Source organism: Ralstonia sp. GX3-BWBA (genome assembly GCF_003290055.1).
In the GTDB taxonomy this organism is placed as follows: Bacteria; Pseudomonadota; Gammaproteobacteria; order Burkholderiales; family Burkholderiaceae; genus Ralstonia; species Ralstonia holmesii.
Genome location: NZ_QMKS01000028.1, coordinates 117,620 through 130,885, shown reverse-complemented (window position 1 = coordinate 130,885; position 13,266 = coordinate 117,620). Strand labels below are relative to the sequence as shown.

General features: G+C 58.9%; 20 protein-coding genes. 19 read left to right on the top strand and 1 reads right to left on the bottom strand.

What is annotated here, in order from left to right; all coding sequences use genetic code 11:
* Window positions 1-1,581 precede the first annotated feature (1,581 nt).
* The 8 genes from DOD19_RS26450 (at window position 1,582) to DOD19_RS26410 (ending at window position 8,196) form a co-directional block, all read left to right on the top strand.
* Window positions 1,582-2,985 carry a phage integrase N-terminal domain-containing protein gene (locus DOD19_RS26450; protein ID WP_231973555.1) on the top strand — a complete coding sequence of 468 codons (1,404 nt, stop codon included), beginning with the start codon at window positions 1,582-1,584 and terminating at the stop codon, window positions 2,983-2,985.
* A 310-nt stretch (window positions 2,986-3,295) separates the two neighbouring features.
* Window positions 3,296-4,798, top strand: coding sequence for an LPD1 domain-containing protein (locus tag DOD19_RS26445; protein WP_024979441.1), 1,503 nt, complete (start codon window positions 3,296-3,298; stop codon window positions 4,796-4,798).
* A 272-nt stretch (window positions 4,799-5,070) separates the two neighbouring features.
* A complete protein-coding gene (locus DOD19_RS26440) occupies window positions 5,071-5,607 on the top strand; it encodes a hypothetical protein (RefSeq protein WP_024979442.1) in 537 nt (178 codons plus the stop codon).
* The gene (locus tag DOD19_RS26435; protein ID WP_152959367.1) at window positions 5,588-6,208 is read left to right on the top strand and encodes a hypothetical protein; all 621 of its coding nucleotides are present in this window, start codon (window positions 5,588-5,590) and stop codon (window positions 6,206-6,208) included. Before DOD19_RS26440 ends, DOD19_RS26435 begins: the two co-directional genes overlap by 20 nt.
* A gap of 81 nt (window positions 6,209-6,289) precedes the next feature.
* Window positions 6,290-6,502 carry a hypothetical protein gene (locus DOD19_RS26430; protein WP_024979444.1) on the top strand — a complete coding sequence of 71 codons (213 nt, stop codon included), beginning with the start codon at window positions 6,290-6,292 and terminating at the stop codon, window positions 6,500-6,502.
* 84 nt (window positions 6,503-6,586) lie between these two features.
* Window positions 6,587-6,859 carry a hypothetical protein gene (locus DOD19_RS26425; RefSeq protein ID WP_024979445.1) on the top strand — a complete coding sequence of 91 codons (273 nt, stop codon included), beginning with the start codon at window positions 6,587-6,589 and terminating at the stop codon, window positions 6,857-6,859.
* 547 nt (window positions 6,860-7,406) lie between these two features.
* Window positions 7,407-7,799 (top strand): hypothetical protein, encoded by a 393-nt coding sequence (locus DOD19_RS26415; RefSeq protein ID WP_024979446.1) that lies wholly within the window; start codon window positions 7,407-7,409, stop codon window positions 7,797-7,799.
* A gap of 10 nt (window positions 7,800-7,809) precedes the next feature.
* Window positions 7,810-8,196 (top strand): hypothetical protein, encoded by a 387-nt coding sequence (locus DOD19_RS26410; protein ID WP_024979447.1) that lies wholly within the window; start codon window positions 7,810-7,812, stop codon window positions 8,194-8,196.
* 364 nt (window positions 8,197-8,560) lie between these two features.
* Here DOD19_RS26410 and DOD19_RS27635 read toward each other — a convergent pair whose 3' ends face one another.
* Window positions 8,561-8,803: a hypothetical protein gene (locus DOD19_RS27635; protein WP_152959368.1), complete on the bottom strand. Its 243-nt coding sequence runs from the start codon at window positions 8,801-8,803 to the stop codon at window positions 8,561-8,563.
* Here DOD19_RS27635 and DOD19_RS26400 point away from each other — a divergent pair.
* The 11 genes from DOD19_RS26400 to DOD19_RS26350 all read left to right on the top strand — a co-directional run bounded on the left by DOD19_RS26400 (window position 8,802) and on the right by DOD19_RS26350 (window position 13,236).
* The gene (locus DOD19_RS26400; RefSeq protein WP_231973553.1) at window positions 8,802-9,170 is read left to right on the top strand and encodes a hypothetical protein; all 369 of its coding nucleotides are present in this window, start codon (window positions 8,802-8,804) and stop codon (window positions 9,168-9,170) included. The genes DOD19_RS27635 and DOD19_RS26400 overlap by 2 nt on opposite strands.
* Before the next feature lie 10 nt (window positions 9,171-9,180).
* Window positions 9,181-9,339: a hypothetical protein gene (locus DOD19_RS27800; protein ID WP_197495080.1), complete on the top strand. Its 159-nt coding sequence runs from the start codon at window positions 9,181-9,183 to the stop codon at window positions 9,337-9,339.
* Window positions 9,340-9,357: 18 nt separating this feature from the next.
* Window positions 9,358-9,603, top strand: coding sequence for a hypothetical protein (locus DOD19_RS26395; protein ID WP_231973551.1), 246 nt, complete (start codon window positions 9,358-9,360; stop codon window positions 9,601-9,603).
* Window positions 9,604-9,735: 132 nt separating this feature from the next.
* A complete protein-coding gene (locus tag DOD19_RS26390; protein ID WP_231973550.1) occupies window positions 9,736-10,077 on the top strand; it encodes a hypothetical protein in 342 nt (113 codons plus the stop codon).
* 27 nt (window positions 10,078-10,104) lie between these two features.
* Window positions 10,105-10,599 (top strand): hypothetical protein, encoded by a 495-nt coding sequence (locus tag DOD19_RS26385; protein WP_024979452.1) that lies wholly within the window; start codon window positions 10,105-10,107, stop codon window positions 10,597-10,599.
* 107 nt (window positions 10,600-10,706) lie between these two features.
* Window positions 10,707-10,937, top strand: coding sequence for a hypothetical protein (locus DOD19_RS26380; RefSeq protein ID WP_024979453.1), 231 nt, complete (start codon window positions 10,707-10,709; stop codon window positions 10,935-10,937).
* 348 nt (window positions 10,938-11,285) lie between these two features.
* On the top strand, window positions 11,286-11,705 hold the full coding sequence (locus tag DOD19_RS26370; protein ID WP_024979454.1) for a hypothetical protein: 420 nt from the start codon (window positions 11,286-11,288) through the stop codon (window positions 11,703-11,705).
* 14 nt (window positions 11,706-11,719) lie between these two features.
* A complete protein-coding gene (locus DOD19_RS26365) occupies window positions 11,720-11,971 on the top strand; it encodes a hypothetical protein (protein WP_024979455.1) in 252 nt (83 codons plus the stop codon).
* 18 nt (window positions 11,972-11,989) lie between these two features.
* On the top strand, window positions 11,990-12,337 hold the full coding sequence (locus DOD19_RS26360) for a hypothetical protein (RefSeq protein WP_024979456.1): 348 nt from the start codon (window positions 11,990-11,992) through the stop codon (window positions 12,335-12,337).
* A 64-nt stretch (window positions 12,338-12,401) separates the two neighbouring features.
* Window positions 12,402-12,833, top strand: coding sequence for a hypothetical protein (locus tag DOD19_RS26355; RefSeq protein ID WP_024979457.1), 432 nt, complete (start codon window positions 12,402-12,404; stop codon window positions 12,831-12,833).
* A 16-nt stretch (window positions 12,834-12,849) separates the two neighbouring features.
* Window positions 12,850-13,236 (top strand): hypothetical protein, encoded by a 387-nt coding sequence (locus DOD19_RS26350; protein ID WP_024979458.1) that lies wholly within the window; start codon window positions 12,850-12,852, stop codon window positions 13,234-13,236.
* Window positions 13,237-13,266: the final 30 nt, after the last annotated feature.

Genomic DNA, 13,266 nt, shown 5'->3' with positions numbered 1-13,266 from the left:
TTGCGAATTGTGGCCAATTCGAGGCCACACAATGGCCAAGATGAGCCAGTAATGAGCTGCTCAAGGCCAATTTGGGGCCGTTATGCTCGCTGCTTTCCAGTGTTGGCAGGCATATGGGGCCACGCTTGGTCCGTCCAGAGGCCAAGTGGAGGACAAGTTCGGCCACGCGCTGTCGAGACTTGGTTGGATCTCCACTCAATCTCGTCTCTGTTCGGGGATTGCCCCGCTATTAGAGGAACGCGGCGAGGACAGGCGCTCTGGTTTTTATGAACGGTGTTACAAAGAGAGTGTCCCTGCATGCGGCAGGAAACACCGTAGGTAGAAAGGAATCGGAGGAATTTACAAACAGTAGAGCGGGGCTGAAGGGAAAATTCATTCTTGACAAGAAATGCGCGGCGCCATAATCTGCACGCCATCTACTGCGCCTCGGCGCGGTGATCGGCAGCTGGGCCGCATCTAGCCCCCGAACGCCTGCCAGAAGGCTGGCTTCGGATCAGGACGCGCAATGCGTTCGAACTTGTGGAAGATTGGAGCGCAGACCGCTCCGCCCGGAATCCGATGAGGATCGACCGGGCAAAAGGTATGAAGTGGATCCCTCAGGGATTCGTGCGGCTCGCCAAATCGGCGTAGACGTGGCAACGCCCGCCAACGGCATTTCAATACGTGACGATCCAAATCCGCGATGACCTCCTGCAGCGACAGCTGCCGGGTTGGTCCGGCATGCTTCGCGCTTAGAGCGCGGGTTCGGCATTCGTACACGCATAGAAATTTCCAAGGCACCCCACAACCCGCGAATAGGTGCTTCCGCTAGGAAGGTCTAGTCGGTTGGGTTTCGCAATATGAAATCGGTGCACACCACCGATGAAAAAGCTGTGTGAGCGCTCCTATAGGGAGCCAGCCGCCAGCCTCCCGTCCTACACGGGGGGGCTACTGGCGCGAAGCGCGCGATGTGCTTCTTGTTTCCGATGACTCTCATTCCGCTGGACGCGGCTTCGTGCTAACCGCATGGAAGTCGACCTACCCGTTTGCGAGCGCCCATTGAGGCGTGTCGTGGGCGGGTCTGGTATCTGGCAACTTGCTCGAACCCGTCACGGTTCGGTGGCCGCAAGGGATGGAATGGGAGGAGAGAGATTCGTTCAGGAGGCGCTGGAGTGCGCCAAATGACAATCCGAGGGTGTCGCCACCTCCAACAAACGCGACTTAGGCTCCTCTCTTTGACACAAGAGAGGATGGCGCACCAGCGCAATTGCATAGCCAAGGGATTGGTTATGTAGTTCCGAGAGTTTCTAACGTACGGCCCTGCCAACCCCTGTCGCTACGGAAGCGACCAAGCAATTCCTGTAGGAACGCGGTGCAAGCAATAGACAGCCGGCCTCATGCTCGGAGGGATTGATGCGTCAAAGCGTCGATTCCTGCGGGGATGAGACCGGGGAGTGGAATTCGATGGCATCTGGGCTATGGAGCCTGGACGGTTGAAAGAAACACAAAGCGTGGTCAGTGCTACCACGGAGCCAAGCGATGGATGATTTTTTCGAAGGGACTGGGACGGGGCGAAATCCAAGCCGGAAGGGGACGGAAGGCATGTACTCGACCTCGTGGAACTGGAAGAAGCAGCTTACCGATCTGATCAAGAAGCCAGAGAACCTCCGGACTGTCCGGGGAGATCGGCGCGCATCGGATCGTACCCAGGAAGCACGTTCGAAGATTCTCTTTCTGGGTTTCGAGGAACTGAAGCTGCTCGGATTCCGCTTTGAGACTATCCACAGCTTCCGGAAGAAGCACATGCAGGCGCTCGTGAAGAAATGGTTGGATGAGGGGAAGTCCGCATCAACCATTCAGAACCGTCTGACGGCATTCCGTATTTTCGCTTCCTGGATTGGCAAGGCCGACATGATTGGGCCCACCGAGGATTTCGTGAAGGATGACCCGGATGCTGCCAAGCGCACGCTCTCTGCGCAGGTGGACAAGAGCTGGTCCGGCAACGGCGTGGACATCGACGGAAAGCTCGCTCAGATCCGGGCGGCCGACGAACGCGCGGGGCTCATGCTCCTGGCGGGACGAACCTGGGGTCTGCGTCGGCTCGAGATGGTGTGTATTCGTCCGTACGCCACGATCGATCAGGGCGGCGTGACGAACATCCTCGCATTCAGCGATGTCAACGTGACTCGGGACGAATTGAAGGCGGCCATCGCGGCGAGTGGCACTGGCCTTCCGATCAAGAAGGGTACGAAGGGCGGGCGGTATCGCGTGCTTCCCCTGGATACGCCTGAGAAGCTGGCCGTGCTCAAGGAACTCCAGTCGGTGGTCCGCGACCGTGATGGTCACCTCGGCTGGCCGGGGAAATCCCTGCAGGCCAATGCCAATCACCTGTCGTACCTGGCTCGGAAGTTCGGTCTGACCAAGGCGGACCTCGGCGTCACGCTTCATGGACTGCGCCACGAGGTGGCCAACAACGAGTTCGAGCACCTTTCTGGCGTAAAGAGTGCGATCCGAGGCGGCAACAGTCCTTTGCGTGGGGAGACCCGGGTTGCTGCCCAGCTGGTGGCCCGGCTACTTGGCCACTCACGGGTCAACATCATCAGCGCGTATTGCGGAACGGTGGTGAATATGGGCGAGGTTCACAAGAATCGCGCGGTCGCTGAGTTGGACGCCCTGCAGCCTCACATCGAGGCGATGTCGGCGGCGCTTGATCAACACGGCTTCATCAGTCTGTACATGGTCGGCACCAGGGCGATGGGCAGGCGGCGTCCGCAGGACACGACCGTTCCGTACGAGTTTGTGACATTCGGGGAGATGGGCCAGCCGACGCCGCCGCTTCAGGCGGATCTGGAGGCGATCCTCAAGTCGCGGGTGCACGTTCGCGTGATGGCCGATACGCCGTTGGAGACGAGTGCCACCTACCTGGACAACATGCTCGTGGTGATTGACGGTGGTTCGCCCGGTTCCGGCAAGGAAGATGCAGAGGGTGAGCTTGATGTCGCATGAAGGCCGTACAGCTACGCGGCGGCAGTGCATTCGCGCGCAGGATCCCAGCGGAGAGTGGTGGTGCCAACTGGCGGGCGCGCGTCCGTGGGCGAATGAATCGGCCGTCACGCGCGGCTGGCGGACCTGCCGAGCCTGGGTCTTCAACGGCAATCAGGTCTGCCAACCGACCAGTCGGTGTCGCCTAAGAGGTGAGCGCAGTGCAAATTCCCGTTTGGAAGCTGTGGGATGCAGGCTTGCTGCTGGTGGAGGGCGTGAATATGGCAACCTTTAACCGGCATCGCCAGCGGTTTCCTGTCGGGAGGAGACTGCCATGAGATCTGAGATTGACGATGCCGGCGAGACGATTCCCTACGCCCACAAGCACCGCTCCAATGATGCCGAGGTGAATGAGGGGAAGGCGGTCTGCCTGGCTGACTTCTGGCCAGAGCCTGATTGGAAGCTGTGGATCGATGAAGGGCGACCGTGCGAGGTCGTGGCCAAACTGGCGGTCCTCTATTCAGGATTTGCCAGCCGCCCTAAATCGGGCATGAAAGAGTGCAGTGCTCGCGACTGGCAGATTGCCTTCGAGCGGGCTGCTCCCCTCATCCGAGATCTCTTCGAGCGTGCTCGGACTGTTGCAGACGTGGAACGCATGCCGAATGATCTCGCCTGCGCGGCAGGATTCGAACTTCCCAACCTGCCTAACCTCTCCTTGCGTGATCGGGGCGTCCAGGTATTCCTTGCGCTGGGCCGGGGATCGCGGCGATTGCGCGGGCCATTCAACCTGACGTTGCGCCAATTGGCTCTCGCAACCTGGCTGCCGGATCTCGGATGGCCTGAAAACGCCCACGCCTTCGATTCGGCCATCGTCCCCGTGAAACTCACAGACGGCACCTGGGCCGTCGGGCGGGTGGAGGGGAACCGCTACACATTGCTCGCCGAGAAAATCCTGACCAGAGCAGAGGCATTGGAGTCAGCCCGTCAACACATTGCGAAAGGCACAAGCGCGGTCGGTGCCGGCAGGGCCGCTCGAGCGCGGGAGATTGAACGGGTTGGCGCAGACCACCGGAAAGGGCGAGACGTCACGCCAGAAGAGTTGATGGGCGTGTTTGGCTTCCGCGGCATCCAGTTTGGGGAATCCTTGGGACAGGCCGAGCGGCAACTGTGGGTCAACGAGCTCTATGACGCTTTGCACGATCTGGCCGCCTTTCTCGGCTTGAAGCCACGTTGGATCGGGCTCAAGGGGCTGGCGCTGGCCGTAGGGGCGCGCGGCGTCGGGCGGGCGCTTGCCCATTACGAGCCCGGGCTGCGTTGCTTCAATTACACCCGCAAGCGCGGTGCCGGCTCGGTGGCGCACGAATGGTGGCATGCCTTAGATGCCTATCTCGTCCAGTGGGTCAACCCTTCCTACTTCAGGCTTGCAGATGGTTACCTGTCATTGCACGATTGGGCCTTCCCAGCCGCATCACACCCATCGGCGCCTAAGTTGCTCCCAGCGTTGCGAGAGATCTTGAGCTTCACCGGAAGGACAGGGCAGGCGTCCGAGTTCCTCCGAGACGCTTGGAAGATTGCGGGAATGCCACGCCAGGGTGAGTACTGGTATCAGCGCCACGAGATGATTGCCCGGGCGTTCGAGGCGTATGTCCAGGATGGCTTGGCCGCACGAGGCCAAATCAGCCCCTACCTAGTATTGGGCACATCCCAACAGGAAATGGCTGAAGAGGATGCGGACCTTCGGGCGTACCCAGTGGGTGAGGAGCGGCTTGCACTCAATGGGTATTTCGACGCGATCTTTGCGGCGCTTCGAGGTATTGCTCCAGCTGGCGGCGCTTGAGTAAGGCGTCATCTGCACCGCGCCTTGCCATTCGGAGCGCTTGACAGATTCCTTTATGGAACAGGACGCGCAAGGTAACCAGGTTTACTGGGAACGGCGGAACGACTGTCGGAGACGCAACGGCAAATTCCTATCGGGAGTGCAGGGCGGTTGCGGCAGCACCGTGGGCGTCGAGCGCATGGTTGTGACTCATCAGCGGAACTGGATCTGCTGCGCGCCGTCGATATATTGGGTAGCTCGAGCACGTACGGCTGACATGAACGAGAGGATCTATGCCTGAAGCCATCTGTGAATCAGCAACCCAGCCTGATGCCGGTCCTGCGGCGCACTTCGATCCGGCGGCCATCGTGGAAGCCGTGAACACTGCAAACGACCGCTTTGGCGCGTCCGTGATCTTCAATCTGCTGCTTGACGAACGAGATGTCTCCGGCCGCAGCCTGGAACACATCAAGCGGGCTCTGGGCGACGGCGCCGATGAGCTCATTCACAACTATCAGGCGGCACGGTCCGCTTTGACCGACAAGATGAAGGAACGGGTGAGGGCAGGACGCGATGCAGCCGGTGCACAGTTGAATGCGATGCTCAGTGCGGCAGGGATTTCGATTTCCGGTGAGCCACAGTTGCTGGCCACGCGGCGTGGCGGGTTGATTCAGGCCCGAGTGGTCAGCGTCAGTTCTGCCCGCCTAGTGGAGGATGGGTCCATCTGGGGCTTCCTGCGGCTTGAGACCTCGCGCCATTCCTATGAGGAAAAGGAATTCACCTTCTCGGAAGGGAAGCTCTTGGTTCGCGATGAGCCTGATCTCGTCTGACACGACCGACTGCGTTGGACGAAAGCCGATCAGCGGCAATACGGGCACGCGCCTGAGAAGGGAGATGAACATGCAGTACGAGCACATTCCATACGAGGCGTTTGGCGAGGGCGGTGAGTACACGCGCGCCGCACGTGAGATTGGCGAATTGCCATGGGAGATGCGGGCCCAGGCGCTCAAGGACGCCACATCGGAGATATCGGGGTTGATCGGCCAGCAGGCGGCGCGGGTGATCTCAAGTGGAACGCCGGCCTACCTGGCCTTCGACATGCGGCCAGAGGAGGCAAACCGGCATGCGCATGCGGACATCCTCCTAAAGTTGGGTACCCACATTCCGCTCAGCTACTGCAGTAAAGGGGGCAAAGCGACCGTGCCAAAGCCGAGCGCCGCGCAGCAAAAGATCATCAATCGGGTCAACGCCGGCGAATCCGTGGTCTTCGACTCGAAGAGCGGGCGTTTTGTGATGCACAGCATAGGCAAGACTTCCCAGGTCGACCAGCGGACCATCGACGCGATGCTGAGAGCGGGCATGTTGGAGAAAGACAATCTGGGCCGGTGCAAGCTCAACAATGTGTTCGGTCAAAGTGATCCGGCCGCGTAGCCACGTGTCGACCCCAGATGGCGGGGCGTTTGTGGCCGCAGCGGTCATCCGTACGAATTCCATTTATCCAGGGAGCAACCTTTGACAAACCGTCACAGCACCAATGGCCGATTCCGGATCAATGAGGAGCAGCTGTCGTACGCCACCGGCCCATTTGCGTACGAGTTCGTGCCAAGCCGCGCGATCGGCAAGTGGCGTCTGCACGATGCCAAGGACAACGCCGTCGGCAGCGCCGAAGACGAGGCTGCGGCCGTTCAGGCGGTGCGTGTGCTGAATGGCGACACGCTTCACTGAACACCGGTTCTGTCCATAGCAACGAAGTCCCGCAGCAACCGCTGTGGATTCAATCCCGAACGGAAGGAGAATGAAGTGCACGAAATGCTTGAAGACATCCGCCTCTTCTGGAGAACCGAAAGGACGGCGGCGCTCCTCCTCTTTGCGAGCATCCTTGGCTTGCTCCTCGCCGGCACCGCGGGCGTTACATTCTTGCTGGACGGCAATATCCTCGCGTTCGCCGTGAGCGTTTTTGCGTTCCTCATCTTCGCGCTTCCGGTGTTTGTCCTGAGCACCGTGAACTTTGCGTCGGCACAATGGGATCGGCGCCAAGCGAAGAGTCGCAGCGGATCCAAGCGTTCCTGCGAAATCCGTTAAGGAAATTGAGGCGTGAGGATGCGGCGGGCAACCGGAGTCTCCATCAACCGGGCCTTACCCGGGCAGTGGTCGTGACCTGCACCACGCAGGCGCCCACGGATGTCGCCAAGTGGTTAGGTGGATCTGGCCGGAGACACGCAGCGACGATGGGAGGCGATCCCGGTACCGGCCCGACATCCCCGCCCATCCAGAGGAAATGTGAGTGATCCGGAATAACGTGTGGAGGCATTCATGAACACCCCTCAGAGCCCCAGCATTGCGAGCGCCGAAGCGAGGCGTTGCGCCACGTGCGGGGCTACGTCCGCAGAGGAGGCCTGGAACATCTGCAATGCCACTAGTGAGGCAGTTTGCTATGGCCTAACCCTCTTCCCGCTGGACATCCAGATCGGCCGAATCGAGTGCGGAGCAGTCACAGTCGATAGTTCCGACGGCATGCCCGATTCCACACGACTCTCCAAATAGTTGAAATGTGTAACTTGCGTTGCCGGTTTTGCCGACTGGGTGCCATTTCTAGGTATGGGCAGCGTGCCCAATCTAGGAGATGGTCATGAATCGAATTGAACAGGGTGTGAGCTGGAAGGACCGTATGAAAGACGTCAAGCGCTGGGCCAACGTCGAGCGAATCGCTCGCAATGCCACCATCACGCTCATCGCGATCTCGGCCGCGTTCGTGGTAGGGCAGTTCACCGCGGCATCGGCAATGTCTTCTGAGTTCGTGGAGGGAAGGCTAAACGCGTGGGCTTCAGGCGATCCACACAAGGCCCAAGCCGTTGCGGACTTTCGGCAGTGTCAGCTTGCCGGGCCGGCGGTCAGCTTGGCGGGATGCATCGAGCAGGTCGCTCCTGGCGAATTGGGGAAAGCGCTGTCGGACCAGGTACATCAGGTCCAGGCGACTGCCGCGCGCGGCACGCCGGCGCCACTAAACTGGTTCTTGAACTGAACCGAACGGAATGAAGATGCCCAACCGCCGAAAAGTCGAAGGCCAAGATGTTGCCCTCATCGTGATGGGGGTGATTTTTGCTGCAGCTGCGTATCTCCTTGGTACGAGTTACCTATTCCAGATAGGCGCAGACGGTTCATTCCTCATGTACCGGGCTGCACAGCTTGGGCTGGTCCCAGACAAATGGGCGAAGGGGCATTTGCTTGATGTCGTCTATTTCAAGCAAATCTCAGATGGAACCTGGGAATATCGGGTTCCAAGGAAACTCATCGGATACGCCTACGTGCCTGGCGTAGTCGCAAAGCAGACATCCAAGGATCTAGGAGCGCTTTGCAATACGCCGGATCCGAACGGGAATCGGGGCTGCCAACGAGCTCGTTTCATCGAAAAGCCCTGACCTCTTTTGCTGCCCGCACGGCCCAACTGATTTCCGCCGGCGGCTGTCGGCTGATTCGGAAATCCGGATTGGAACGCGGTACCGGAGTACCCGGTAATCGGACGCACCTCGATCCGAACTCGTCTCGGAAGCCGGTCTAGGCCGAAACGCAGGCCACTCTTGAAATCCGCGTGCCCAAGTGTAAAAGAGGGGTGCGTGCTCGGGAGTTAGCCCAGCGGTATCGCTATTCGTGGGTCTCCAGGGCTCTGGACCGGCTGGAATGCCCCATTGGTTAAGTATCCAGAACGTTTGCCGATATAGCGTTGTTGAAGGCGCGGAGTCTGTTGCTTCGCGGCGGTGCCGTCAGGGCGCCAATATTAGAGATTCACATATGCTGAAAATCATTGCGATAACGAGTGCTTTCTTTGCCGTTATGACCGTCCTTGCAGGACTTGTCCTGGGGGGCTGGAATAAGCTTGCTTGGACGATTTGCGCCGTCGCATTGGTGCTTGCCATCGGAAATGCCGTGAACATCGCCGGGGCTCCAGACTGGGTCCGTTATCTCATCGTCTTCCTCGTGCTCGTCGCAACCTTCTACGTTTGTATCGGCGGACCCGGCACGTTGCATGTCGATTCGCCTCGGAAAACCCGCCCAAATTGGCCTTGGGAGTGACGCGTTGATGCCACGGATCATCACAGACGCCGCGGGCAACGTTGTTGTCATCCAGGGGCAAGTCGGTCAGGTTGTCAAAGGCGACCAAACCGGTTCCGTCCGGATCGAAATGCGCGGGAATGGCAAAGGCATGACTGTCACGACGCTTCCGGATGCCGCTATCGAGCGGGCGCGGGGATATTTCAGTGCCGTCGCCGCGCTGCTCCGGCTGGAGGGTGGCGTTACGCCGGCGGTGCGGACCCTGTTTGCGGCGGGCGGTGATCCAACCAAAGCCGAATCTGACGATGTGACGCTGTTCCGCGAGCACGGCTTACTCGACTGACTGCTGACAAATGCAAACCTACATTCTCATCATGATCGCCATCAGCTCCATGACTGGCCAGGTCGAAGCAATCCATTCCACCGAGTTTTCCGGCAAGCCCACCTGCGAGGCAGCGGCAAAGCAGCTTGCGAAAGACGGTGTACTGAAGACAACTTGCGTCCCCAAATGAGCTGAGGACGCGGAACACATGACCATGTCATCGACGATGAACATCACCTTCACTGCCGGCCTGCCTGATGATCATGGGCAGTACTTGTTCTGGCTGTGGGACGACACTGTGGTCGAAGCCGCGTTGCATCGCGACGACGAGCTTGGCCAGGTCATTACGTACTACAACCTCGCCATTCCTGAGCGACCGGAACGAATCGTGCATCGCGCCGAGACGGGAAAGGTGAAGGGCTGGGCTAATCTGAAGCAGCGCAGCGTGCGCTGATTCAAGGGGGGTACGGTGAACAATTCCAGCGCAAACACTGCTCGAAGCCGAGCTACATCCCCAGGGGCGATTCTGCTATCGCTTCTTGTGCTGGGCCTTGTCATATGGGGTATCGCCGACAGGCTGAGCGCCTTGTCCGACTGGGTGTCGAGCAACAAGATCCGGGAACGCGAGGAAGCGCTCCTGACTGGAAAGGCCGTGGATGATTCGACGGTTGTCCTAACCACGCTCAAAGACGCGACCGGCGTTCGCCAGGTGTATTACAAGTTCGGTCACAGCGAATACGCGAAAGCGCTTCGTGACGCGGGCATCGGATGCCGGTTCTATACGCCCGGGGGCACAGCCTACTCGTTCGCGCAGTACAAGACGACAGACCCCATTCCGTTCGACAAAGTGCCGACCGGGGTGTGGGTGAAAGGCACCTGCGATATCGACCAGGTTGGCGGCGTCGACCTCGCCCGCATTCAAAAGTAGACAACTGCACACTGGGGAGGAGTCAATATGCGCAATGCAAACGTGACCGTTTATCAGACAGCACGCTCGACGCTATGGGGAAAACTCGGCTGGATTCTTTGTGGAATCGTGGCCGCGGTGTGTCTGGTTGGAGTGGCGACCAACTATCACAAGCTCCTGCAGGAAACGACGTCCCGAGGTGCGCCGTGTGTCGATGGCGACTACAAGGCGCCGAGCGATGCGAAAACGCTGCGGGGACTAGTCGAACACTATGCCGGCATGTGCTCCTATAAGGTTGTCTGGAACACGAAGGTCGACCACGTCGTGGACCCGAACGTATTCAACGCCGCCGGCGTCCTTTACGGAACGCGGGATTTCGCGGGCGCGGTACAGAACACGTTGGTCAAGTCGGTGGAAATGGGGCTCTATCGGATGCCCCACCTCGTTGCCTGCTTTGACGAGAAGGCAAAGACAATCACGGTGATCGAGTACGAAACGATGAGCTCGTATAAGCACTGCGCACTGGCCCCAATGGGCTGGTGACAGTTAGGTCGCCTGCGGGCTGTGCCTATACGGCGTCTGTGAGTTCGACGAAAGCCATGTCGATGCCACGGGAGAGCGGTCAGAACGGGGCCATAAGGAATCGAGAAATGAATCAGCGTAGCAAGTCGAAACGTATCGGGTGGTGGTTCTTCGTCGCCTGGACCGTACTCAGTGGACTGGTCGTTGGTTGGGGTACACCGCTGTTTGCGGTGCCAACCATGGGGCAAATCGTGCTGTTACTCGAGCTGACAGCCTTCGGGTTTGTCGCGGCGTTCGGTGTGACCCTGCTCGTCGAGATTTGGTCGCCACTGATTCTCGGGCATCGCCGGGATGAATGACGGGGTCCGCGGCCGCTGATGTTGCGTAAACGCGGACGTTCCAGAGCATAAGGTGAGCCGAGCTTATTGGCTCAAACTTCGATCAATCGAGGAACCCCATGTCGAAACCACCGCTTAATCCTCCCATCCCACCGGATGAGTCAGAGCCTCTTAAGAAGGGCCTCCTGAAAGGGCGCCTTGAGCGAAATCTTGATAATGAGAAGAAGCGTTGCTACGTCACACAAGAGAAGGAAAGGTGCGACGGAAGCGTGCGGCTTCAAGGCGGTGCAGTGTGCTCACTGTGCGGTAAGAAAGGAAAGGTGTGATGCCTGGAGAATCCCGAAAGGAAACCTCTTCCAAGGGAAAAGCATGACCCCGAAATCGCTCTTTGTGCGTGGCTACGAGATTCCCCTTGCCACTTGGTCCAACCGATGCTTCTACGGGCTGTGGCTCTTCGCCCCAACCTTTGCGCTCGTGCTTTCGATCTACTTTGCCCGCTCTGCTGTTTCAGCCAGCTTGGCGTGGTTTTTGATTGCTATCGGCATTTTTCACATCCGAAACGTTGTCGTCCGCAAGGAGGTGGACGAAGGGCTGCACGATAGTCTCTATGGACCACACCTTATGCGAATGCGGCAACGGGAGTTCGACGAACGGTTGCCGTGGTTCAGAAAGGCTTTGTTTTCTGCGGTGGCGATGGTGGTCGTAGCCGGTGTAGTGCTACATATCGTTGGCATTGACGTCGTGTCATCGCTGGCGGCATTTCATGCGTCCTTGGTCACCAAGAACTAGGTAGAGTTTTGGCAATGATCGGCGAATACGGCAGCACCAAGACCTGCGAAAACTGCACGAGCTGGCGCAGGCTTGAGCCCTTTGAGCACATAGAGAAGGGCACCATCGAGCGAGGCGCCTGCGGGCGATTCCAACTGAGCCCGCACGAATTGGCTCCGGATGAGATTGCGAAGCCGGCCGATCCTGGGCGGCATGACTACGTGATCGGTGGGATGGTGATAACCGGCCCGCAGTTTGGCTGCATCCACTACTCCCGGAAGGCCTAGGAAAGATCGGAGATTCCTGTGTTGCATCTGCTTTCGTTCGTCGTCCTTGTCATCTTCGCCATTGGCTGCGCTGCCTATATCTGGCTAGACCAGGCTTATGGCTCGCCTAAGCCCTCTGAAAGGGGTATCACGCTCATGCTATTTGCATGGCTCTTTGCCGGGATGGTGAAGCCCGAAATTCCGGCTATCGTCTGGAGCTGGTGGAGCCAGGTACTGCCAGAGACCGGAACAACCCTTCACCTGGTGACGACTGGGCTGCTAACACTTTTGTCTTGGCTCGCCATGATGCTAGGAGTCATTGGTGTGGGGGCGAGCATTTCCTACGGCTGGTTGCACTGGCGCAGGAATCCTCGTCAAGTCATGTAAATAGGAAAACCCAACTTGGCGAGAACTGCGCCCCGCACCCGGCCGGACGCCGGCAGACACTAAAATGGAAGAACAAATGTTGAAGTCGAGTCTTGTGTTAGCCGTTTTGGTCGCGTTGGCAGGTGCTGCTCATGCCGCGTCAACGTGCAGCCCGGAGGGGGATTTCGCGCGCTACCTTGATAACGAGGTCAAGCAGGAACACATCAGCATCAAGAACGATAAGGCTGTGCTGCGTACATTTGAAGCGAGCCATCGCTTGGCAAGCGTTTCCGACAAGGATCTTCGCCTACTGACGGAAGAGCATGCGACCGTGAAATTCGATGGCGACGGCAAGAACGGTGTTCGGAGTTTCGACCTCGTGAGCGAGAAAGGTGACCGGCTGTACATGATGGCAATCGATTGCAACGCCAAGACCAACTTCGAGGGGAAGGCGGCCCAGTACATCGAGAACCCGAGCGTTGGCGCTTGGGTACGCGTTCGCAATGCACAGATGTGACGCCTCGGAAAAGTCCATGAGTACACGCTTCCCGATCAAATCTGTCTTTGAATCTTCGACCGATGCCACAACGCCAGTGCCTTCGCAGCCGATGGCGGGCGCCAAGTTCGATCGGGATTCGCGTGTGGTCGCATTTGCCGTTACGGCCGGCGTGCTGTTCATGCTCGCGTGCTTCTACGTGGTGCTTTACCTCGGCTATAGCAGGAGCATCGTCACGTTCGCGAGTCCACTCGGGGTTGCGCTTCCGTGCGCCGTTTACTTGTCGCTCACCTCGCGGATGAATGGCGAAACGCGACGATCGCAAGCAAGCGCAATAGCGCTGGGCATTTTCGGCGGGTACGTAGGCGGCCAGGTCCTCGTCGCAATCTTCGTTCTAGCCTGGAACCTGGTCGGCTCGGCATAGGCCTGCGGAACGCCAAACGAACAACCTCTT

Excerpts from the sequence above, each read along its gene's own strand:
- DOD19_RS26450 (WP_231973555.1), top strand. The coding sequence starts at position 1,582 with ATGTACTCGACCTCGTGGAACTGGAAGAAGCAGCTTACCGATCTGATC.
- DOD19_RS26445 (WP_024979441.1), top strand. The coding sequence starts at position 3,296 with ATGAGATCTGAGATTGACGATGCCGGCGAGACGATTCCCTACGCCCAC.
- DOD19_RS26440 (WP_024979442.1), top strand. The coding sequence starts at position 5,071 with ATGCCTGAAGCCATCTGTGAATCAGCAACCCAGCCTGATGCCGGTCCT.
- DOD19_RS26435 (WP_152959367.1), top strand. The coding sequence starts at position 5,588 with ATGAGCCTGATCTCGTCTGACACGACCGACTGCGTTGGACGAAAGCCG.
- DOD19_RS26425 (WP_024979445.1), top strand. The coding sequence starts at position 6,587 with ATGCTTGAAGACATCCGCCTCTTCTGGAGAACCGAAAGGACGGCGGCG.
- DOD19_RS26415 (WP_024979446.1), top strand. The coding sequence starts at position 7,407 with ATGAATCGAATTGAACAGGGTGTGAGCTGGAAGGACCGTATGAAAGAC.
- DOD19_RS26410 (WP_024979447.1), top strand. The coding sequence starts at position 7,810 with ATGAAGATGCCCAACCGCCGAAAAGTCGAAGGCCAAGATGTTGCCCTC.
- DOD19_RS26400 (WP_231973553.1), top strand. The coding sequence starts at position 8,802 with ATGTCGATTCGCCTCGGAAAACCCGCCCAAATTGGCCTTGGGAGTGAC.
- DOD19_RS27635 (WP_152959368.1), bottom strand. The coding sequence starts at position 8,803 with ATGCAACGTGCCGGGTCCGCCGATACAAACGTAGAAGGTTGCGACGAG.
- DOD19_RS27800 (WP_197495080.1), top strand. The coding sequence starts at position 9,181 with ATGCAAACCTACATTCTCATCATGATCGCCATCAGCTCCATGACTGGC.
- DOD19_RS26395 (WP_231973551.1), top strand. The coding sequence starts at position 9,358 with ATGACCATGTCATCGACGATGAACATCACCTTCACTGCCGGCCTGCCT.
- DOD19_RS26385 (WP_024979452.1), top strand. The coding sequence starts at position 10,105 with ATGCGCAATGCAAACGTGACCGTTTATCAGACAGCACGCTCGACGCTA.
- DOD19_RS26380 (WP_024979453.1), top strand. The coding sequence starts at position 10,707 with ATGAATCAGCGTAGCAAGTCGAAACGTATCGGGTGGTGGTTCTTCGTC.
- DOD19_RS26370 (WP_024979454.1), top strand. The coding sequence starts at position 11,286 with ATGACCCCGAAATCGCTCTTTGTGCGTGGCTACGAGATTCCCCTTGCC.
- DOD19_RS26365 (WP_024979455.1), top strand. The coding sequence starts at position 11,720 with ATGATCGGCGAATACGGCAGCACCAAGACCTGCGAAAACTGCACGAGC.
- DOD19_RS26355 (WP_024979457.1), top strand. The coding sequence starts at position 12,402 with ATGGAAGAACAAATGTTGAAGTCGAGTCTTGTGTTAGCCGTTTTGGTC.
- DOD19_RS26350 (WP_024979458.1), top strand. The coding sequence starts at position 12,850 with ATGAGTACACGCTTCCCGATCAAATCTGTCTTTGAATCTTCGACCGAT.